Below are 21,977 nucleotides of genomic sequence, written 5' to 3'. Positions count from 1 at the left end.
GATTTCCTTTCAGCTCAATCAGTTATAACTTATTAGATAAAATGAACAAGAATTTAAATCATTGAACTTCAGCAAAAATCCAAATATAGATGAAGTTGTACATAATCAAATAAATACCCAACTATCAAAATAGAAACATCTTTTAACTTTTAATTATGACTAAAATTTAAGCATAAATTACGATTATTGTTCCCCCCATATTTGTTACACAATTGGATTTTTTCTAAAACAATAAACTCAAAAAGAATTTAAACCAACCATTTTAATCGGAATAATTTTTCACCAAACTTAATTCAAACTAATTTAGTTGGTTTAATAAAATCTAAACAATACCATTTTACTAGGTTTTATTTTTATTAATTACAAGTGTTTTAATCAACTTTAAAAACAATATAAATTAGTATATTTTTTAACAATACAAATTTTTAAACTATTGTTTAATATCAGTTTAATAATATATTTTTATTTTAACTGTTTTATCTATTTATTTCTTGTTGCGTTTTGTTTAATAATATAAGCATATTTAAATAATAGGCTTAACGCATGAGCTTAAAACCTAACGATTTAAACCGTCGGCTTGTCAGAGAAATTGCAGTCATATTAATAATTAAGATTGCCCTTTTAATGACGATCAAACATATCTGGTTTGATGCGCCGACTATTCCTAAAGATTTTGATAACCAAGTTGCTGAGCGTATTGCTGGCAGTCCTTCCCAAATCAAGGAGACACGTTGATGATTTCTGAAAGCGTGGTCGATCTTTCGCGGTTCCAATTTGCAATGACCGCGATGTATCACTTTATATTTGTACCACTTACTCTAGGTCTGGCTTTTATTCTTGCCATTATGGAAACCACTTATGTGATTTCTGGTAAAGAAATTTATAAAGACATGACCAAATTCTGGGGCAAACTTTTCGGTATTAACTTTGCTTTAGGTGTAACCACTGGTCTGACCATGGAATTCCAGTTCGGTACAAACTGGGCGTACTACTCTCACTATGTGGGTGATATTTTTGGTGCGCCACTTGCCATTGAAGGATTGATGGCATTCTTTCTAGAATCAACTTTTATTGGTTTATTCTTCTTTGGCTGGGATCGCCTTTCAAAAGTTCAACATTTAAGTGTGACATGGTTAGTTGCGCTGGGTTCGAATTTATCCGCATTATGGATTTTAGTTGCCAATGGTTGGATGCAAAATCCTGTCGGTTCAGAATTTAATTTTGAAACCATGCGTATGGAACTTGTCGATTTTGGTGCTTTGATTTTTAACCCAGTAGCTCAAGTGAAATTTGTTCACACGGTGTCTGCAGGTTATGTGACTGGTGCAATCTTTGTTCTTGCCATTTCAAGTTATTACTTATTGAAAAAACGTGATTTACCATTTGCGCGTCGCTCTTTCGCCATCGCTGCAATCTTTGGTTTAGCGTCTACACTTTCAGTCATCTTATTGGGTGATGAATCTGGTTATGAGCTTGGTGATGTTCAAAAAACCAAGTTGGCTGCAATTGAGTCTGAGTGGGAAACACATCCAGCACCTGCGCCATTTACTTTATTTGGTATTCCAAATCAGGAAGAACAACGTACTGACTATGCCATAAAAATCCCGTATGCAATGGGTATTATTGCCACACGTTCACTCGATAAAGAAGTCACAGGGCTTAAAGATTTGATGGTTCAACATGAGGCACGTATCCGTAATGGTATGGTGGCATATAGCGAACTCGAAAAACTTCGTGCTGGTGACCGTTCGCCTGAACTGATGGCATCGTTCAAAGAAAACCAAAAAGATTTAGGTTATGGCTTACTTCTTAAAAAATATACTGAAAATGTAACAGATGCTTCTGAAGCACATATTCAAGCAGCAACAAAAGATACCATTCCAAATGTAACTGCATTGTTCTTCTCTTTCCGTGCAATGGTCGCTTCTGGTTTCTTGATGCTACTCCTGTTTATCCTTGCAACATTTGCTGTAGCAAAACGTAATGCAGAAAATAAACCATGGTTACTTAAATTTGCATTGTTTGCACTACCATTACCTTGGATTGCAGCACAAACTGGTTGGTATGTAGCAGAAGGTGGTCGTCAACCGTGGACTATTGGTGAAGTTTTACCTACACATCTTTCTGCCTCAAGTTTAAGCACTGGTGATGTATGGGGATCAATCATTGCATTAGCCGCGTTCTATACGGTGTTATTGATTATCGAAATGTATTTAATGATCAAATTCTCACGCTTAGGACCAAGTTCTTTACATACAGGTAAATATCACTTCGAGAAACTTGAAGCTCAGCAAGCTCAAACTGGGGAGAATCAATCATGATCGAATATGAACTTCTCAAAATTATCTGGTGGGTTTTAGTCGGTGTTCTACTGATTGGTTTTGCCCTCACAGATGGTTTCGATATGGGCTCAATGGCACTGATGCCATTTGTAGGTAAAACTGATGATGAACGCCGTGCAGCAATCAATACCATTGCACCGCATTGGGAAGGCAACCAAGTTTGGTTCGTGACTGCGGGTGGCGCACTATTTGCTGCTTGGCCTATGGTTTATGCAACGGCTTTCTCAGGTATGTATTGGGCACTCTTGCTGGTCTTATTTGCACTCTTCCTTAGACCTGTTGGCTTTGACTATCGCTCTAAACTGCAAAATACCCAATGGCGTAATTCTTGGGATTGGGGCTTATGTATCGGTGGTGCTGTACCTGCGCTGGTTTTCGGTGTTGCATTTGGTAATATGTTCTTGGGCGTCCCGTTTACTTTAGATGAGACTGTACGTTCAACTTATACAGGTAGCTTCTTTGCCCTACTTAATCCATTTGCATTGGTCTGCGGTATTGTAAGTTTGTCGATGCTGTGTGCACATGGTGGTGCATGGTTAATGCTGCGTACAGATGGTGTATTACGTCAACGTTCTGCTAAAGCAACACAACTGATGGGTATTCTCTTCTTAGTTACCTTCTTGGGCGTGGGTGCTTGGTTATATTTTGGTGGCATCGAAGGATATACTTTGGTACAACCATTTAATACCAATGCTGTTGCCAATCCGCTTGCGAAGGAAGTATTAACAACGGGTAATCATGGTTGGATGAATAACTATTCAATTTACCCAATCACCATGCTTGCACCTATTTCTGCAATCCTTGGTGCAATCCTGATTATCTTTGGTGCTGGTAAAAACAAAGCTGGTGTCAGCTTTACAGGTTCTACCTTAGCGGTGACGGGTTCAATTTTAACTGCTGGTTTTGCACTGTTCCCATTCTTAATGCCATCAAGCATTAACCCAACTGTAAGTTTAACCATGTGGGATGCGGTTTCAAGTAAGAATACATTGACAGTAATGACTGTGGTTGCTTCTATATTTGTGCCCATTATTTTAATCTATACCACATGGTGTTATTACAAAATGTGGGGCGTTATCACCAACAAACATGTTCAAGATAACTCACACAGCCTGTACTAAGGCTGTGTCTAAGCAAATAGGAGAATATTTATGTGGTATTTCGCTTGGATTCTTGGGATCTTGATGGCGTGTTTTGCAGGTGTGTTAAGCGCACTCTATATTGAACATCATCAAGATTTGGATGAGGAATAAACCATGACAGAGATCGCAATGACAACAAAACAAAGAAAGCCGAATAAGTTTGCAATGGCCATTTCGTTTTTGATGGCATTGCCTCTTGCTGCGGTATTGTTGATTCACCCTGGGGCAATGCTTGATGCCAATGGTCACTATAACCATAGTGCGCTCATGATGGTGATGATTGGTATTTCAGGTGGCTTTATACATGGGGTAGGATTCCTACCACAGTTTTGGTTATGGAAATGGTTATTTAGTCCCTATGTCGCATGGCCACTCATGCTATGGGGCTATTACACTTGGTTCTTTAGCTAAGTCCTAAATTTGAAAAAATAAGACCCTGATTTACTCAGGGTTTTATTTTAATTGGATGAAGCTTTACTCGCGACACTCTTTCTCATTTCGATTAAATGCAAATCTACAATAGGTATACCTACATTTGCATTTAAAGGATAATCCTCCACTATACCCGTTTGTATATAGCCACGGCGCTGATAATAAGCAATCAATTCATGACGTACACTTAAAACCCACATAACGAAATGCGTAAAATGACAGTGGTTGAATAGAGCTTTGTCATACACATACTGTTCAGCAAAATCTAAAACATATTTGCCGATACCTTGATTTTGTAATGTAGCTGCAATACAAAATGTGCCGATTTCCACATCATGTTGGGTAAAAGTCAAACCAATACATGCGACAATTTGCTCATCCAATTCAGCAACAAATAACTGAAAATTATCCTGAGCCAAGGCTTGTTCTAATTGCTTGGCATTGATTCGATCACCCGTGACAATTTCTGATTCACTGGTCCAACTACGACCTTCTTGTTGTCGATAAGCAGAATTAATCAGATCAACTAAATTTGTAATGTCGGATATTCGTGCTGTTCTAAAATTAAGCTGCATGCAGTTTGCTTTTTAAAAAATTGAAGATAAATAGGACCAATTCAAAAATGACCAGTGATAAAGCAACCTCAATGAGAATTAGCAATTCCCCACTTCGACTAGCCGAACAATGCATTTGGGCAGTTCCCGCAATACATTTAAAGATCAGCTTATAAAATGAGATTGACCAGATATATAAAATACCTAAACTAGCAAAGAAAGCTAGAAAATGGAAAATATTAGATTTATTTTGAAAGAGTTTCGCTGTAATACAATAAGCTCGATATGGAATCCAGCTAAAAGCAAATAAACCAATAACGGTAAAAATGATCGCTGCTGTATAAAGAAAATCATCTGACATCAAAAAACTTTCAAACATTTTATTCTTTTTTTTTTCAAAAACACACTTTGTTATAACACAAAAAAAGACCATCGAAATGGTCTTTTACATGTACTTAAAATTATTGCTCAGCTAACCAAGTCATAAACTTCTGACGTTCCGCCTTGCTTGCATTTTGCCAGATTTGAATCAATTGGCGATCTGCTGAATTGACATCAGTCACGGTTTGAGTGGTCTTAGCAACTGAGGTTGTTGCTGGTGATTGGCTTGTCGTTGTTGCATATACAGCTGCGGGTTGATTTACTGGCGCTTTCTTACTTGAAGTTAAATCAATCACTTTGCCAAATAAACCAGAACCTAACCACGGCTTCGCTTCAGTATTTACACCAGTCTGTTGCACCACAAGACGGTTTTTATTGTCATAAATCGCAATCGTTGGTTGTTCTGCATATTTTTTTGCATCTTCAAAACGCTGAGGCGGATTCACTAAAGCAATTTTATAAGTTTGACCATCTTTTAAATCTGGCGCTGTCACTGTGACCACACCCGATTTTAAAATGTCATGTTCACCATTTAAATGTTCAAAATACTGTTGATAACGAACACTTACCGCAACTTGACCTGCATCGACTTTATATTCATTCTTTTTACGGATTAAACCTGAATTCACTTCTTGATCGTTTACCGCCAATACTACAATTTCTTCTGGCGCAGATAAGGTGGCTGCTGCAAAAACTGATCCGCTTAGCATTAAAGCTAATGCAGCAACGCCGTATTTAAATGCCATATTGCTCTACTCTTATGTCAAATATATGTAAAATTTATTGCACTATGCAATGTCGTGATGACAGTTTTATGACAATGGCGATTTGTTCTGATTTTTATAATGAAACCATTTTCATTTTACTTGTCACATAATTTTGTCATTTACTGGAAAAACCATTCATCTGCTTGTCCTAAAAGCACATTTTAAATTTATTTTTTCTTATTTATAACTAAAGCATTTGAATAACACATATTCAGAATAAGCATAATTCTAAAAAACAAATTAACAGGATGTTCCCCATGAATAAGAAAACCATATCCAGATTTAAAGCAATCTTAACGAGATGTATCATCGGTATTACAACTGTTTTTGCCGTACCTTATGCCACACAAACAATGGCAGCAAACAGCTATGCCACTCAAGCAAGCCCAGCACAACTATCAAAACTTGCCTACAATATGAATGCCAATATGGCACAACGTAACCTCAACACATCTGAAAAAAATCTGTATCAGCAACTTTACAACATTGCCAATAATCAAACCTCCTTATACGACCCGTCTATCACCTCCACGATCCAACAATATGAAAGTATACGTAGCAAAATTCGCCAGCAATTTTCCACAGTTAGGCAGCTTGCTATAAATACTTATGGCAACCAGTCACAACAAAAAATATTACTTGCAACTAATGCTTTTATTTTGATGTATTACGATGCACTCAGTCGTAATAACCCAAAATTCTTCTGGCCAAATCTGGGTATTTTTGTAGCCAATGATGTCCGTTCTACGTATGCATTAACCTTCTCATTGTCCAATGCTTTAGACCCCTTAAATGTCACCAATGGTCAAAGTGTCATTATTGCAGGGATGAATGTACCCACATTACAGTCCACCATTGCCCAAGCCAATAATGAATTAATTAATGGGCAAGCCAATGTGATGGCAGATATTGGTGGACTCAGTATTATGCATCAACACTATGATGCTTTGGTGTTAGCACAACAACTGACTGGCTATGGATCTACCCTGACACAAGCGTTTCAATTACAAAAAATCGCGGATGAAGAAGCGCTTAGATCAGGTATTTATTCATCAAAATTTAAAAAGTTGGCTACAGATGCAGCTATCAGCTTTGGCATTCATGAACAGGAAAAAATTCTACAGCCGATGTGGGATAAGCCAATAATGCGTGATTTTGCTAAAATTAATAATTTTATGCTCTCGCTGAGTTTAGAGAATTTGGGCTTACGTGGTGATATCTTTGTGGGCATCAATAAATTTAAATTAATTTTCACCCCCTATCTGATTATACGCGCACCATTCACAGCAACCAATCTGGCCAATGTACAACATCGTATCGCAATTGCACGTAATGGTTTTAATGTGTTAAATGAATGGAAACAAAATATATTCTTTGCGCCATGGATACCCATCTATCAAGCAGAGATTGGTAGAGGAAATGGCTTATACCAACCAGTAGGCGCACGATAAAACATTAAACCCCCGATGCACAACATTACACTTTTTTCAAAGCGACTACATTTTGAGCACAGTTCTTGCTTGTTTAATGTTGTGTATATCGCACAATAAAAATACTCAACAAAAAATGAGGTGCAACATGATTTTTAAAGACCATATAGTCCGTGTTGAAAATATTAAAACGATGCAAATGCTGGATAAAGCGAAGTTAGATCATCAGGTTATTGCGATGTTTATGACTTGTGAAGGCATTCCTTTAAAAACCAGTGAAGTGACTGCGCTTTTAAAACAATATGAAATGCTAGGACAGCACAAAGTTCCAGCTAAAAAAGCCAAGGCATTGCTTCAGGCTAAAATGGAGCATTTTGAGGATTCTGAATTACCGTGCCCTGCTGCTTATTAAGGCAGGTAAGCGTTAGGGTTATTGTTTAAATCACCTTTTATCGGTAAATAGAATCAATAGATACGTTCTATTTACCGCATTTAAACCATACAAACTGCTAAACCATACAAGCTTCTTTCCCCCAAAGTCCCACATTGTTGCTTTTACAAAGGGATTATAAATATTTGCTTTTCAAAATAATAATGTAAACCAGACTGCACTATTTTATCCTGCAATACTTTTGAATAGTCAATATGTTTTGACGCAACGAAGCGCCCTATATAACGGTTCTCAATCAGATCAATTTGAATATTTTTAAGTGCTTTGAGCAAGAAAATACCATAACGGCATTCTACGTACAGACTAGATGAAAAGATTAAAAAATGACCCCATTCCAAAACATCTAAATTTGCACTCAACTGGATTCGCTTGTTGAGATTTAGTCTTTAAATATCATTGAATAATAATACAATGGGTTCTATCATCATCGAATATGTATATTTTATAATACATTCATTTTAAGCAATCAGCTTTCATCTATATAGATGTGTATAATGAAAAGTCCTTAATAATTTATATATTTATCTCTATGCTTCAAATTCTGCAAAAACAGCTGGATGAAAGTACATTTTGCCCACTTTGTCAGGCAAGTATGTATTATGTTGAAGCTGAAGAATTTGAGAAAGAAGTCAGTTTTCACCAATGTAGCCATTGCAATCATCAAGTTTTTCAAAACAATCAACGCAACTGTCATTGTGAAACATGCCAAAGCAAACGGCGTAAACTGATTAAAGAAACTCGCTTACAAGAAACCCGTAAGCTAAAGAAAAAAGATAATTTTGAATTAGGTTTAGACCAGCTTAGTTTTTTACATAAATTATTTTTACTGAGTATTTTAGACAATCAAGTGCATGAAAATACCAACCATCAAGAGTTTATTGATTGGGAAGTGATTAAATATCATCCTATTACCCCCAATTACTATTTCCAAAGTCAACTTCTCAACCAACTGATTAAAGACAATGTTTTTGTTGCCAAAGATTTTAGTGATGATGCACACCAATACTATATCAATGTCCGTTTGGATGGTTATTCCGAACCGAGTATGTTTAGTATCGCAACACAACTTCGCCACTGGTTCTATGAAAATCTAAGCCAAGGTATCCCATTTAAAACATCCGAAGAAGTCAAAAATGCACTCTATGTTGTGCTGTATCAAGAAATTGTACAGTTTACCCAACATTATTGCCGCACGTGGGGTATCCAGATTTCGGGCAATAAAAACTTCCAAATCTTCTGTTACCACCTACTCGACACATTGGCTGTTGGGCAAATTTTCTATCTCATTCAGACTGCGCTTGAATATCTATATCAAAAAAAGGCGCTACAAGTTCGTAACGAAAACTTTATTAATACCAATATTCTCAAGAAAACAGTGCAACAATATCGAGACCGTGCAATTGCAGAAAAATGGGAAACCTCAACCCTGCCACGTCCACCAAATATTCCATTGAGTAGAATGAGTGAAATACTGTTTTATCGGTTTTTAGGCTACGATGAAGGTATCTTCTTTCAACCTGTGTGGAAATCTTGGAAAAAGATTGAGCCACGCTTAAATTTCTATTCGCAAAAGCGCTGTATGTATTGTGGCTCAAACGAATTAACGGTTGAGTATGATGCACAAAATTATGTGACATTATTTTGTCGCAGTTGCAAACACCAAGACCACTACTTTACTCAGTAAGGAGCATTTATGAATCATCCTGAAAATATTACACATTCTCAAACGGATCAACTTCATACCCACACTGATGTCATTTTACAAAAAGTTGTGGATGCTTGGACTGAGTTGCAAACTCAACAGCCCTTAGTCCAGTGTATCACCAACAGTGTTGCAACAAATTATGCTGCCAATGTCTTACTGGCTGCTGGGGCTTCACCTGCAATGATTGATAACCCATTTGAGGCTGAAAGCTTTGCTTCTATTGCTGCGGCATTAAGTATCAATGTGGGAACACCAACCTCTGAACAAATGCAGGCTATGCAAATTTCAGCGCAAACTGTAGCAAGTAAAAATACACCGTGGGTTCTCGACCCTGTTGGTTATGGTGCATTTCTCAAATGGCGCAGTGAAATGGTTGATCAGTTGGTTTTGCTTAAACCGACTGTTATTCGTGGTAATGCCTCAGAGATCAGTGCACTTGCAGGCAATCAAGTTGAATCCAAAGGTGTAGACAGTACTGTGTCAAGCAATGAAGTGTATTTACAGGCTTTAGCACTTTTAACTCATACCGAATGTGTTGCAATTTCTGGTGAATCTGACTTTATTCTATCTAAAGAATTTAATAGTGTGATTCAGGTTAATGGCGGAAGCTTTTTACAGCCTAAAGTCACGGCAACAGGTTGCGCTTTAGGCGCTTTAATTGCTGCGTATAGTGCAGTCACAACAGCCACAATCGCAGCAGTCTCTGCACATATCCATTTTGCGATTGCAGGAAAATTGGCTTTTGAAAAAGCCCAAGCTGTTGGAAGCTTTAATGTCGCATTTTTAGATGAAATATATCAAATGAGTGCAGATAAAATTTGGCAATATGCAGACATAGAAGTTTTAAGCCTTTAGACCAAACTGATAAAGTTGCTTTTTAGCATTAAAATTAAGCTTAAACCTATGGAATCACTTATGTCATTACGAGAAGAAGAAAAATTGTTTTGGGACGCAATAGACCAGTCGAATCACAACAAAGATGCTCACTGGTCTGACTATGATATTGACCAGCATTTACAAGATCTTGTGCAATATTTATCTCAATTAGATAAACAACAACTGATTACTTTTGAAAAAACACTCCAGCTCAAACTCTCACAACTCTATAGTGCTGAAATCGCAGAACTCTCGACAATTCTAGAATCTGATTTTACTGAAAAAGATGGTATTTTCAATTTCGATGCCTATTTATCAGATGATGGTTTTATTTATTTTAGATGTTGGTTAATCCTCAAAGGCAAGGAATTCTTTGATGACATACAAGAAGATATTCAAAACTTTGTTAGCGGGAAATATAGTTTTGATATAGGCGACACTTGGGCTGAGGGTCTACTCTATGTTGCTGATGAGGCATATAGCGTTCATCATGAAAATGAAGAAGAGTCTGTGATTCGTGATGCGGTATATTTACAATATCCTGAACATCACTATGATTTTGCAGCGAGCGAGATTGAAAGAGATTTACTCAATGGTGTTGAGTTACAAACGCGATATCCAAAACTGGTTAAAGCAATATGCGAACTCAGAAGTGAATAAGTAAAAGATTGGGGCTTATTTTTTAAGCCCCAAGCTGATTATTTTTGCACAAAAACTTTTTTATAAATTTCTCGTGGCATTTCAGCAAACTCTACACAGAGCTGAATTTCTAAACCCTGTGCAGAATAATCTTCAAATGACTGTAAAAATTGCGATAAATTTTCAGTCATTAAATCTTTTTGTGGTTCAGTACGACCACTTAGACCTTGTAAACGTACAAAAATAAATGCTTGATTACTCTGCTCGCCACTTTCATCCCCAAAGCCAATCAAATAATCCGAAACTGATTGAATACGGGATTTAATATCATGTGCTTCACTCACTAAGCCTGTATCAAACAATGCATGATTTAAACCCAACATCAATTTCTTTTTATCTAAATTCTGAATATTGTCAGAATAATCAATAAACATTTGTGGCATCGTATTAACCGTTTGAAAGTACTGGATATTGGTCAGAATTATAGCATTAACATATAAAAAAACTGTAAAATTAACACTAAATTAGCATTTTAGCGCTTAGATTCATGAGAACTGTAAAAGAAAAAGCAAGCCGTAAAGGTATGATTTTTTTCAGCTTACTTTTAGCTCTACAAATTTACTTCCAAATACTAAATTTTCTAAATGATAAGGAATTCGAGATAAATCAAATACTAATCTATATTTCGTTGATTTTAATCTGTAAATATTACTTTAAGTTTGAATCTTTTTTAAAAGCTAGATATTGGGCTTAAGTTAGCATCTTAATTATTTCAAACATTTTATTTTTTATACTACATTGATTATATTTTTCAGCTGTATCAATATTTCACAAGCTAAAACCGTTCTCTCTTGCTAATTTTAGTTTTAGCATTTGTGGCATATATCCCATAAATGAATCTTAGCTAATTCATATTAAGAAGTACTTGAATGATTAAGCTATACCCATTTTAGAGACTCTACATACTCTACATAAATGTAGAGTCTCCTTAATTTAAATTCTGGCATGTGTGCCATACTTATCGATCATAATTGAACTCGCTTCATTTAAACCACGTACTGTGACGTTGATTCCATTCTTACGAAATTTGCTTACAACAGAATCCAACATCGCAACAGATGTGACATCCCAAATATGGGAGTGAGTCAAATCAATAATGACATCTGAAATTTTCTCTTTGAAGTCAAAACCTTGCATGAATTTCTCAGAAGAGCTAAAGAAAATCTGACCGCTTAAATCATATAAACGTGCTGATCCTTCAAAAGCAGACTTCACCTGAATATCATCTTCTAATTTAATGGCAAGAAATAGCGCTGAAAGCAAAACGCCACTGAGCACACCTAATGCGAGGTTATGAGTAGCTACGACCACTATGACGGTCACGATCATGACAACATTACTACTTTTAGGATTTGCTTTAAAGCTAGTTAGAGAACGCCATTCAAAGGTACTAATAGAAACCATAATCATTACAGCAACCAATGCAGCCATTGGAATCACTTTGAGCCAGTCGCTAATAAACACAACAAGAATAAGAAGAAAAATACCCGCTGAGAATGTTGATAAGCGAGAAAAACCGCCTGATTTCACATTAATCATAGATTGACCGATCATTGCGCAACCCGCCATTCCTCCCATAAAACCAGATGCAATATTCGCGATTCCTTGCCCTTTGCATTCCTGATATTTATCACTTGGTGTATCAGTCATTTCATCCACGATCGTCGCTGTCATCATAGATTCAAGTAAACCAACTGCCGCTAATGCGAATGAATACGGCAAGATAATCTTCAATGTTTCAACATTCAAAGGGATGTCTGGAAGTAAAAATATTGGAAGCGTATCAGGCAAAGCCCCCATATCTCCAACTGTTCGCACATCAAATCCAAGACTCATTGCCAATATCGTAATTGCAATAATACACACAAGCGGAGAAGGCAGTATTTTTCCTAATTTTGGAATGAACGGAAATAAATAAATGATTACCAAACCTAATGCAACCAAAGCATAAACATGCCACGTCACATTCACAAATTCAGGCAACTGAGCCATAAAAATCAAGATAGCTAGAGCATTCACAAAACCAATCACTACGGATTTAGAAACAAACCGCATTAACTTCGCTAACTTCAAATAGCCTGCAAATATTTGAATCACACCCGTTAAAATTGTTGCAGCAAGTAAATATTCAAGGCCATGCTCTTTTACTAAAGTGACCATAAGCAATGCCATAGCGCCTGTTGCTGCCGAAATCATTGCTGGACGTCCCCCAACAAACGAAATCACGACGGCGATACAAAATGATGCATATAAACCCACTTTTGGATCTACACCAGCAATAATTGAAAAAGCGATAGCTTCAGGGATGAGTGCAAGCCCCACAACAAGTCCAGCAAGCACATCCCCACGGATGTTAGAGAACCATTGTTCTCGGATATTAGATAACATAAATAGCGCCTATTTTTTTGATTTTTTGATAGGCTAGTGATGTGATATACGACACACAAACGACTACACCACATCACTAGACAATGATGAGTTATTTACAGATTAGAAGAGGTAAATAAACTTAAGGTGGCGTAAGTGTCATAAAAAAGCACTGGTTTTGAAGGAAGTTAAAGTGTGAGTATAGCATCCAAATTTACTACACAACTATACGATGCTGAAATTCACTTTAATTTTAGAATAAGAATAACCATAAGATGAAACATTTCTGCACTAGGGTGCTTTATGGTTCTTTATCTCATTCAAAGCACGACATCTATTGTATTCTATTGATAGACCTTAACAAAATCATCAATAAACATCTGTGTTAATGCATTCTTTTTAACTTAAAACGATTGAATCATAAGATCTGAGATGCAACAGTAGCATTGATCACCAATTCTAGATTTTCAAAATCGTCAAATTGCTCAAACTCAAAATCGATCTTGATTTTCGCAATCACTTTTAGATAACCGTCACGACTTTCAATAAATGCCAATTGGTATAAATCGACAGGATTATGGATACTTTTAATGGTAAAACACCCATTAAATGCATCACATTCATTTTCATCAAAAACCAACGTCAACCCAAGCAAATCTTTTAAAAATGGAGATGGTAGCTCCAACCCTTCAAAAGAAATATTTGAATCTATCAATTCATGCGCATAATAAAATGGGCACAACTGAAAGCTGAGATTATAACTATTAGAATATTTGCATTTAGACAAAATAGCTAAACGTGGACTTAATAACTTTTTCTCAAATTTAGCCATTAATTCATCACTAAAAACATCTATCACTCAACAAATAACAATGCCAAACGTACCTGATCATAGCCCATTTTGGGACTGGTTAAATCAACGATTGGACGCAATTTAATCGCACCATCATCATTAAAATGACTTGGATCTTGACGTTTCTTCAATTTTTTATAGATCACACGAATTTTTTCTACAACTTCTTCACCAGGATTTGCAATCGAGATATCTAAACCTTGCTCTCGATGTAAACGAGCCAAATGATTGATAATCGTCGCAGGAGTTAATCCACGTTCAACCGCAATATCCTGAATCTCATAGCCACTTTCAAACAATTCACGTGTTTCATCAAGTGTTGCCGAAGCATAATTGGTTTTACCACTATTACGCGCCAGCTTCTTTTCATTACGTTCAATTTCAGTGGTATTTAACGTCCCGCCACAATGACGAATAAAGGCATTGTGCTGTGTGGTTAAGTCTGAATCTGCATAATGCACTTCGGCTTCATTGGATAACTCTTGAAAACGGCGATCTGCTTTAATTGCAAGACTATCCAGTTCCAACGCCTGATCATTAAAACCTAACAATCTTAAACCCTGAATCGATTTAAGCCGGGATAAAGCCACATAACCCTGACCTTTTTCAAAGGTATGGCTTAAGTTGATTTCCGCGGCTTCCAAGGTCATCCCTTGTGATTTATGAATCGTAATCGCCCAAGCTAACCGTAATGGCACTTGTTGTAGACTGGCGATGGTTTTACCACCTTCATTGTCAACAGACCACGTTTCTGGCGCAACCAATAAGGTTGTACCATCGGTCATTTTGACTTTAGGCAACATTCCTAGTTCATCGTCTTCTTCAAAACCAATAACTTCACCTAAACTACCGTTGATATAGCCCATATCGAAGTTATTTTTAACGAACATAACTTTGGCATGCTTTTTAAGCGTCAACTCATCAGGTGCACGTACAGAAGATTTCAATGTTTCGATCAGCTTTTCATTACCATCTGTCACCGCTACAAATTGATGATCATCCCCTTCAATCGCATTGAGATGCTGAAAGTTGATGCTATCCACGTCCATATTGTGGGTATATAAACGCGTGTAGGTATCGCCAATGTCTTGATTACGGGTATCTTGTAGCGCTTGAATATGCTGTGGCTGAATATTCTGGGCACGAATCGCATTGAGTACATCATTCAATGCCGAATCATCTTGACGATGCTGCTCTGTCAGGTAGCAAACACGAAATTTTGCTTCAACCCAAGCGGTTGACATAAAACAAAATTTATCTCGATTTAGTTCGCTATTTTTTCCTACAGGCGGCAGCTGAAAAAAGTCTCCAGCTGCAATTACTTGAATACCACCGAAAGCATCATCAGATTCTTTAAAATATTTTAAAACTTGATTGACCAAATTAAGCTGTTTGGCATGTAACATTGAAATTTCATCAATGATCAAGACTTGGGCATTTTCTAAATGCTCTTTTAAGTATTTACGCTCTTTCATACGCTTTAAATCATCATCAGTCAGCGTATCTTTGATCCCTATGCCTGCCCAAGTATGAATCGTCATTCCATTCATATGTGTTGCTGCAATCCCCGTAGATGCTGTAATTGCAACAGGGACTTTGCGTGCTTTTAAATAATTGATGTACTGATTAAGCGTATAGGTTTTTCCTGCACCAGCAGATCCAGTCAAAAAGACATTTTCACCCGCTTTCATAAGTTTGAGTGCAGTTTCTTGTTTCATAACAGCCTTGAATTACCTAAACAGGATGGGACGGCTATAGCCTAACGATTTTTACATAAAAAGTTAAGCCAAATGCATCATGAAAAGTGAATTAAAGCCAAGTCGCTCACTCAAAAATGATCTGCGTCAAACTATAAATTCCCCAATTCTTCATTGGGTTGAATACTGCTTTTCCATTTTAAATGCTGATTTACATCATCAATAAAAGCTTGAGCTTTCAATATATAAAACTCATCAGGAATATGATTATTAGGTAAACGCAATTGATCAAAGACCAAACGTCCTAATTTATAATAACAACCTAGCGTCATTTCCTGAGTCGCATCATCAACTTTCGATACATGAAATGCTACATATTCACGATCTGCGATCCGCGCACAATAGGACAATGCCAAACAGTGTTTAAACACCAGCGACTCTTGGATAATTCGTTTTAAGCTATTCAGTTCCTCATAGCACCACTCTTCAAAATAAATCTTTTGCATTGGTGCAACGCGATCCCAATGCTCTACATCTATTTTTTCTTTAAGTGTTGATAAGGTATCAACAAAATAATGATGTTGATGCCAACGCTGTGCTTGTTGATATAGACCAGACCAAGTGACATTCCGCTCTATATCGTGATGATCATTAAATAAATGCATCACATAGTCCAAAACAAAGCTGTCGTAAATACTATGGTTAGATGCACGACCGATCTGCATGTGTTTCAGTTTTTTACGAAAATCATCGACTGTTATATTGTGCTTTTGCAACTGAATAAAAAATTCTGCATGTTGTTGTCGTTGCGGATCAATAAATTTAATCAGTTGCTTGGGTAAACCCTGAGCAATGTGTTGTACAAACAGCATAAATGCTTGAATGATACGATTTATCTTAAGGTATATTTTTTTATACATCTGTGGTTGATCCGCTAACATCAATGCAGCGAAATCCAACCATTCTTCGATATATAAATAAGAATTAGAAATCGTTTTCTTATTCGATTTATTTTCAATCTCTGTTTTTAAAAAACTATAACGATTGTTCTTTGGATGATTCTGCCATTCATTTGTAATTGCAAAAGAGTAACACTCAATTAAAAATAGCCGTGCTGCAATATTTTTAAAATACTTTAAAACACCTACAGTGACTTCAGGATAAATCTTTGAAGTATCAATCAGACTTAATGCTGTGATCGTGATCCTGACATTGGGATCCTTTATATGTCGACTAATCCAATCATTGACCTGTTCATCTTGTTTAAATAGCCAATTTGCAGTGCGCTTAAGGCTACAAATTGGAAATTGTGGAACTTGATCCTGTTCCCAATATTCAGCATCTTTTTGTAAAAAGTGTTGCTTGCTCAATAAATCCTGATATTGCCAAAAGCCCCGTTTCATATATTTTGCATAAGCAAGCATTTGCGGTTGTTCTTGAGCATGTACAGCCAGTAATTGATAACTTGCAAAATACTGACTGAGTTCGTGTAAGCGTAATGATTCTGGGTGAAAAATCTTTAAAATACGCAAATAATGCGCTGGAATAAACTGATCTAAAGAAAAAATGGCCTGTTGAAATTTGGGTACCAATGACTGAATCGGTAAAAACTCTTGACCCAATACAGAATTAATCAGCACTAAATGCTTAATGTTAATTTCAACACTTAAAGGAATCGCTTTACCATATTTGGCAAAATCAGAAACATAGGCATAATCAAAATATTCATAGTACAGCAAAATTTGATCAATACGCTCTGCATCTGCTTCACTAATATTATATAAATACTGCTCTACCCGATTTTCACCATCCACCCACTCGAAAACCTGCTCAATCAGCGTTTGGCGGATGATTTGAGCTTTGGTCTTTAAATCAGTTGGATGTATCTCATGATATTTTGTTGTATAAAAATAAATATTTTCTGAGAAATATTGAACAAAACGATTGATATTGATTTTATTTTCTAAACAACGCGGTAACTTTTCAAAATTTAAATCAAAAATTAAACCCTTTTCTTCATCAAAGTAAATATTGAGTAACTGATTTGCCAGACTGAATTTATGCTGCTGTGGATCAAACTGGAAAAAGTTGTGCGCAGTAATCTCGGACAAATAGTCAAATTGATCAAGATAAATCTTATTTAAATTTGCTGAAACCTGAAGTAATTCTTGAGCAGCAAGCTGGTGTCTATGTGGCAGCTGCTCCTGAACTGTCTGCACCATATTTGCCTCAATCCATCTCTTACATATATTGAATTTATTAGGGTCTGTTGACACTTCTTCTATGTTTGCGACAACGAGTTTTTTTAGACGATTCGAGGCACGAAATACGAAATTTAGTCAGCTAAATGAGTAGTTCGTAACGACGTAGCGACAAAAAAACTCTAGTCCCGAAGGGTTGTAGTTAAAATTATCTCAGTCTGTGTTATGAAACTCGAAAATAGTCTCGCTATTCTCTTCGTTTCATGCCTTGCCTGCTCAATTTTAGCCTACAACGCAAGCCATTTATGAAATGTTAACAGACCCTATTGTAGGCGAACAATTTTACAAAACAAATTGAATTCAATTATCTTTTGCAAAAGTTTGTTTAAACTGAGCTGTGATCGTGTAACGGGTTTTATCTTTATTGATTATGTTTTATCCAGTCTTTATTCATTATTTCAAATCTATTTTAATTATATGTTATTTATTCAATTAAATTTTTATAAAAAAGATCCCCTTACTTTTCAATAAAACTAAGGGGATCTCTATCGCAACACATTTGAAATAAAATAAATGCATCGCAGGCTTAATTAAGAATGTACAGGCTTTGCCCCCATGCGCTCTTCAATCAAGTCATAACACCATTGGAAAATAAAGGTATACACCAAAATACAGGTGGTCATTCCAAAATCCAATAAAATTGCTTGCCACAAAGACATATCCATTGCGTAAGCAACCATTGGAATCGTGGCTAACATCAAACCACCCTCAAAACCAATGGCATGTAAAATACGTACACCAATGGTACGTTTAAGTTTTCTCTTACGCTCAAATTGTTCAAAGAAATGGTTAAACACCATATTCCAAACCACTGAAGTCACGGCCATTGCAACACCTAATACACCGGTAACTTCCATTGGTACTTCAAAAATAAAACTTAATGCAATCGCTATGATCACCAATAGGATGACTTCATAGCTTAATGCATGAATAACCCTTCTTTTGGAAATCATCATTTAAAACTACTCTTTCTTGATTCGATGGATGCATTATATTTTTATAATATTGATCAATCGAGTCAGGTTCTTTCAATTTTATTGAAAGGTTGCGTGAATTGGAGTAAATTTAATGACTGAAAAATTAAACATAATGGTGCCAAGCGCGTGAATATTAACCAAGAACAACTCACTATCTTTAAAACGGTGATGGAAACAGGTTCATTTTCAGCAGCAGCCCGACAGCTTGGCAAAGTTCCCTCCGCTGTCAGTATGTCTATCGCCAACTTGGAAATAGACTTAAATCTAAAACTCTTTAATCGTGTGGGACGTGAACCAATCCCCACACCTCAAGCTCAACGCTTATATGAAAAAACTGAACAACTACTGGTAGAAATGAATCAATGGAAACAACAAGCGATTGCACTTAGCGAAGGCTTGGAATCCTCATTAAATATCGTGGTGGTTTCAGAATTACTGCATACAGACTGGGCTGAATACATTGCACTGTTGGGAGAGCATTTTCCAACTTTAGAAATTAATATCTTCTCAGCACCACAAGAAGATGCGCTGAAAATGCTGATGAATCAGACGGCACAACTGGCATTGATGTTTGAACGTGAAATACTTGAAAGCCGTGAGCAATTTGTCGAATTTAAAAAAGAAGCCTTGGTTCCTGTTTCAGCTATTCATCATCCATTATCAGCACATAAACAAGTTACTTTTGAACAAATTCTACAATCCAGACAAATTGTCGTGGCAAGTCGTGATCGAACCATTAAACCCGAACTGCTTTATTCTAAAAACTATTGGCGGACAGACAATCACCACTCAGCATGTGCTTTAATTTTAAAAGAACTGGGTTGGGGTGTACTTCCCTTGGAAATGTTTAATGAAAATCCTGAGCTCAAACATAAGTTAAAAATCTTAGATTTGCTCGATTTCACACCAAAATTTGAATATTTTGTCGACTTAGTCTGGAGTCGTGAGAGCAATTTAGGCTCAGCTGCTCGTTTTTTGATTAATCACATTCGAAATCAAAGAATTCATACAAAATAATAGGCCTTTCAATACATTTTCCTCTTTTGCTCAAATCGCATTGTGTTATAAATAAATCACAAATATTTTAACTAAGAAATAATCGGTAATGACACAATCTGCATTAGATCAATTAAAACGCTTAACCACTATCGTTGCTGATACAGGTGATTTAAACGCAATTCAACAATTTCGCCCTTTGGATGCAACGACTAACCCGTCACTCATTACAGCAGCAGCACAACAGCCTGAAAGTCGTGAGCTGATTGAAGATGCCTATGCGCAAGCAAAAAAAGAAGGTTATGAATTAGATGCGCTCGTCGAACGCACCATCGATATTCTCACCGTCAAACTGGGTGTCGAAATTTTAAATATTGTAGAAGGTCGTGTTTCAACAGAAGTGGATGCAGCCCTTTCCTATAATACCGAAGAAACCATTGCCAAGGCTAAAGAGCTACTTACATTGTATAAAGAATATGGGATCGACCAAGACCGTATTCTGATCAAGATTGCCTCTACATGGGAAGGTATTCAGGCAGCGAAAGTGCTAGAAGCAGAAGGCATTCATTGTAACTTAACCCTGCTTTTTGGTTTACACCAAGCCAAAGCCTGTGCAGATGCCAATGTTACTTTGATTTCTCCATTTGTCGGTCGTATTTTAGATTGGTTTAAAAAAGCTGAAAATGTAGAGAGCTATCCAATTGAGAAAGATCCAGGCGTATTGTCTGTTAAACAAATTTATCATTACTACAAGCAACATCAAATCAAAACTGAAGTGATGGGCGCAAGCTTCCGTAGCATTGACCAAGTTTTAGGTTTAGCAGGTTGCGACCTTTTAACCGTTGCACCGGGTCTGCTAGAAAAATTGAAAAATGATCAACGTCATGTGGTTTCTCAACTCAGCTTAGACACTGAACAGACTGCTCAAGAACATCAAGAGATCTCTAAAGCTGAATTTAAACAACAATTGGAAGCTGATTTAATGGCATTCCAATTATTGCAAAGCGGGATTGACGGTTTTATCAAAGCGCGTGAACAACTCGCATTATTATTGCGTCAATCTTTTGGCCTAGATGCTGATTTTATTGACTAATCTATGCTTTTAGAATGATTTATATAAATCTAAATTGTAGATGCGCTTTTGGTTAAAATTGCACTAAAATCGCTCACACTCTAAAGCCGAGTTTGTTATCATAAACGCTCGGCTTTTTTATTTCGCTTTTCTTATACAGTGAGAATGTTGTGTTTGGTATTACCGATATTGTGACATATATACTAGGGACTATTTTTATCGTCATTTTACCCGGTCCCAACTCATTGTATGTGATGTCAATTGCCTCTCGATTTGGGATTAAAACGGGCTATATTGGTGCCTTAGGCGTATTTACAGGAGATTTAATCCTGATTCTCTGTACTGTTTTAGGTGCTGCCTCTTTACTACATGCCTTTCCTTGGTTATTTATCATTCTCAAAGTTGTAGGTGCAAGCTATCTGTCTTATCTCGGTATTCGTTTGTTGATCGCAAGTATCAAAACTTGGCAGAGCAAACCACAAACGCTGCAAACAAATACATCGAATACTGCAACTCACGAACAATTTCATCCATTTCGAACAGCACTAACCATTAGCTTACTCAACCCAAAAGCAATTTTATTTTATCTTTCGTTCTTTGTTCAGTTTGTCGATCCTGATTACCCTTACCCTGCTTTAAGTTTTGCGGCACTTTCAGTGATTCTGCAAATCATCAGTATGAGTTATTTGACGATCTTGATCTTCTCAGGGGTTAAACTCGCCACTTTTTTCAATACACGCTACAAAATTGCTGCAGGTTGTGTTGCTTGTGTAGGCTTACTGTTCTGTGCCTTTGGAATAAAACTTGCCGTTTCAACGATGTAAGCTGATTTAGCTCAATAAATTTCCCGATTAAAAGCATTCTTTTTTGGATCGTTCTTTTGGATAAACTGCGCTTTCTATTCAAGATAATATCTAATCCTTATAAGTAGGTATAAATTACTTTCCACTAAACTATTTTAACTTTAAAAAGCCA

Annotated in this window: 22 protein-coding genes; 13 read left to right on the top strand and 9 right to left on the bottom strand. The window is 36.6% G+C overall.

Annotated features, from left to right (window positions below):
- The first annotated feature begins 543 nt into the window (after nt 1–543).
- The 5 genes from cydP to AC07WY_RS00275 are packed head-to-tail and all read left to right on the top strand — an operon-like array spanning nt 544 to nt 3,895.
- Nucleotides 544–735, top strand: a complete 192-nt coding sequence (gene cydP / locus AC07WY_RS00295) for a cytochrome oxidase putative small subunit CydP (RefSeq protein ID WP_004719678.1) — start codon at nt 544–546, stop codon at nt 733–735.
- On the top strand, nt 735–2,321 hold the full coding sequence (locus AC07WY_RS00290) for a cytochrome ubiquinol oxidase subunit I (protein ID WP_004719676.1): 1,587 nt from the start codon (nt 735–737) through the stop codon (nt 2,319–2,321). Before cydP ends, AC07WY_RS00290 begins: the two co-directional genes overlap by 1 nt.
- Nucleotides 2,318–3,463 (top strand): cytochrome d ubiquinol oxidase subunit II, encoded by a 1,146-nt coding sequence (gene cydB, locus AC07WY_RS00285; RefSeq protein WP_004719675.1) that lies wholly within the window; start codon nt 2,318–2,320, stop codon nt 3,461–3,463. Before AC07WY_RS00290 ends, cydB begins: the two co-directional genes overlap by 4 nt.
- 30 nt (nt 3,464–3,493) lie before the next feature.
- On the top strand, nt 3,494–3,595 hold the full coding sequence (gene cydX / locus AC07WY_RS00280) for a cytochrome bd-I oxidase subunit CydX (protein WP_002120988.1): 102 nt from the start codon (nt 3,494–3,496) through the stop codon (nt 3,593–3,595).
- A 3-nt stretch (nt 3,596–3,598) separates the two neighbouring features.
- A complete protein-coding gene (locus tag AC07WY_RS00275; RefSeq protein ID WP_004719673.1) occupies nt 3,599–3,895 on the top strand; it encodes a cyd operon YbgE family protein in 297 nt (98 codons plus the stop codon).
- Between the two features lie 47 nt (nt 3,896–3,942).
- Here the strand turns inward: AC07WY_RS00275 and AC07WY_RS00270 are convergent, their stop codons facing one another.
- From AC07WY_RS00270 to AC07WY_RS00260, 3 genes are all read right to left on the bottom strand, one after another.
- Nucleotides 3,943–4,491 carry a GNAT family N-acetyltransferase gene (locus tag AC07WY_RS00270; RefSeq protein ID WP_262086320.1) on the bottom strand — a complete coding sequence of 183 codons (549 nt, stop codon included), beginning with the start codon at nt 4,489–4,491 and terminating at the stop codon, nt 3,943–3,945.
- Complete coding sequence (locus AC07WY_RS00265) at nt 4,481–4,831, bottom strand: hypothetical protein (RefSeq protein WP_262086321.1); 351 nt, start codon at nt 4,829–4,831, stop codon at nt 4,481–4,483. The genes AC07WY_RS00270 and AC07WY_RS00265 overlap by 11 nt, the downstream gene beginning before the upstream one ends.
- Before the next feature lie 100 nt (nt 4,832–4,931).
- Complete coding sequence (locus tag AC07WY_RS00260; protein WP_262086322.1) at nt 4,932–5,597, bottom strand: YccT family protein; 666 nt, start codon at nt 5,595–5,597, stop codon at nt 4,932–4,934.
- A gap of 278 nt (nt 5,598–5,875) precedes the next feature.
- Here AC07WY_RS00260 and AC07WY_RS00255 point away from each other — a divergent pair, with 278 nt between their 5' ends.
- The 5 genes from AC07WY_RS00255 to AC07WY_RS00235 all read left to right on the top strand — a co-directional run bounded on the left by AC07WY_RS00255 (nt 5,876) and on the right by AC07WY_RS00235 (nt 10,740).
- Nucleotides 5,876–7,069: a hypothetical protein gene (locus AC07WY_RS00255; RefSeq protein WP_494735466.1), complete on the top strand. Its 1,194-nt coding sequence runs from the start codon at nt 5,876–5,878 to the stop codon at nt 7,067–7,069.
- 127 nt (nt 7,070–7,196) lie between these two features.
- The gene (locus AC07WY_RS00250) at nt 7,197–7,460 is read left to right on the top strand and encodes a hypothetical protein (RefSeq protein WP_004719666.1); all 264 of its coding nucleotides are present in this window, start codon (nt 7,197–7,199) and stop codon (nt 7,458–7,460) included.
- Between the two features lie 568 nt (nt 7,461–8,028).
- Nucleotides 8,029–9,183 (top strand): hypothetical protein, encoded by a 1,155-nt coding sequence (locus tag AC07WY_RS00245; RefSeq protein ID WP_262086324.1) that lies wholly within the window; start codon nt 8,029–8,031, stop codon nt 9,181–9,183.
- Between the two features lie 9 nt (nt 9,184–9,192).
- Complete coding sequence (gene thiM, locus AC07WY_RS00240) at nt 9,193–10,059, top strand: hydroxyethylthiazole kinase (RefSeq protein ID WP_262086325.1); 867 nt, start codon at nt 9,193–9,195, stop codon at nt 10,057–10,059.
- A 60-nt stretch (nt 10,060–10,119) separates the two neighbouring features.
- Complete coding sequence (locus tag AC07WY_RS00235; protein ID WP_262086326.1) at nt 10,120–10,740, top strand: DUF4240 domain-containing protein; 621 nt, start codon at nt 10,120–10,122, stop codon at nt 10,738–10,740.
- A gap of 38 nt (nt 10,741–10,778) precedes the next feature.
- Here AC07WY_RS00235 and AC07WY_RS00230 read toward each other — a convergent pair whose 3' ends face one another.
- From AC07WY_RS00230 to aceI, 6 genes are all read right to left on the bottom strand, one after another.
- Complete coding sequence (locus AC07WY_RS00230; protein ID WP_262086327.1) at nt 10,779–11,162, bottom strand: 5-carboxymethyl-2-hydroxymuconate Delta-isomerase; 384 nt, start codon at nt 11,160–11,162, stop codon at nt 10,779–10,781.
- Between the two features lie 550 nt (nt 11,163–11,712).
- Nucleotides 11,713–13,167 carry a SulP family inorganic anion transporter gene (locus AC07WY_RS00225; RefSeq protein ID WP_262086328.1) on the bottom strand — a complete coding sequence of 485 codons (1,455 nt, stop codon included), beginning with the start codon at nt 13,165–13,167 and terminating at the stop codon, nt 11,713–11,715.
- Nucleotides 13,168–13,564: 397 nt separating this feature from the next.
- Nucleotides 13,565–13,978 carry a hypothetical protein gene (locus tag AC07WY_RS00220; protein ID WP_262086329.1) on the bottom strand — a complete coding sequence of 138 codons (414 nt, stop codon included), beginning with the start codon at nt 13,976–13,978 and terminating at the stop codon, nt 13,565–13,567.
- 23 nt (nt 13,979–14,001) lie between these two features.
- On the bottom strand, nt 14,002–15,717 hold the full coding sequence (locus AC07WY_RS00215) for an AAA family ATPase (protein WP_004822190.1): 1,716 nt from the start codon (nt 15,715–15,717) through the stop codon (nt 14,002–14,004).
- Nucleotides 15,718–15,848: 131 nt separating this feature from the next.
- Complete coding sequence (locus AC07WY_RS00210) at nt 15,849–17,918, bottom strand: hypothetical protein (RefSeq protein ID WP_494735465.1); 2,070 nt, start codon at nt 17,916–17,918, stop codon at nt 15,849–15,851.
- Nucleotides 17,919–18,487: 569 nt separating this feature from the next.
- Entirely contained in the window at nt 18,488–18,913 is a 426-nt protein-coding gene (gene aceI / locus AC07WY_RS00205; RefSeq protein WP_004822192.1) for a chlorhexidine efflux PACE transporter AceI, read from the bottom strand.
- A gap of 147 nt (nt 18,914–19,060) precedes the next feature.
- On the opposite strand from aceI, the gene aceR reads away from it, so the two are divergent.
- From aceR to leuE, 3 genes are all read left to right on the top strand, one after another.
- A complete protein-coding gene (gene aceR, locus AC07WY_RS00200; RefSeq protein WP_034618362.1) occupies nt 19,061–19,951 on the top strand; it encodes an HTH-type transcriptional regulator AceR in 891 nt (296 codons plus the stop codon).
- Between the two features lie 88 nt (nt 19,952–20,039).
- Nucleotides 20,040–21,023, top strand: coding sequence for a transaldolase (gene tal / locus AC07WY_RS00195; protein WP_262086331.1), 984 nt, complete (start codon nt 20,040–20,042; stop codon nt 21,021–21,023).
- A 149-nt stretch (nt 21,024–21,172) separates the two neighbouring features.
- Nucleotides 21,173–21,826: a leucine efflux protein LeuE gene (gene leuE / locus AC07WY_RS00190; protein WP_034618364.1), complete on the top strand. Its 654-nt coding sequence runs from the start codon at nt 21,173–21,175 to the stop codon at nt 21,824–21,826.
- The last annotated feature ends 151 nt before the right edge of the window (nt 21,827–21,977 follow it).

This window comes from Acinetobacter sp. GW821-FHT01C12, from assembly GCF_059422625.1.
This window is presented reverse-complemented; position numbering and strand designations above follow the sequence as displayed.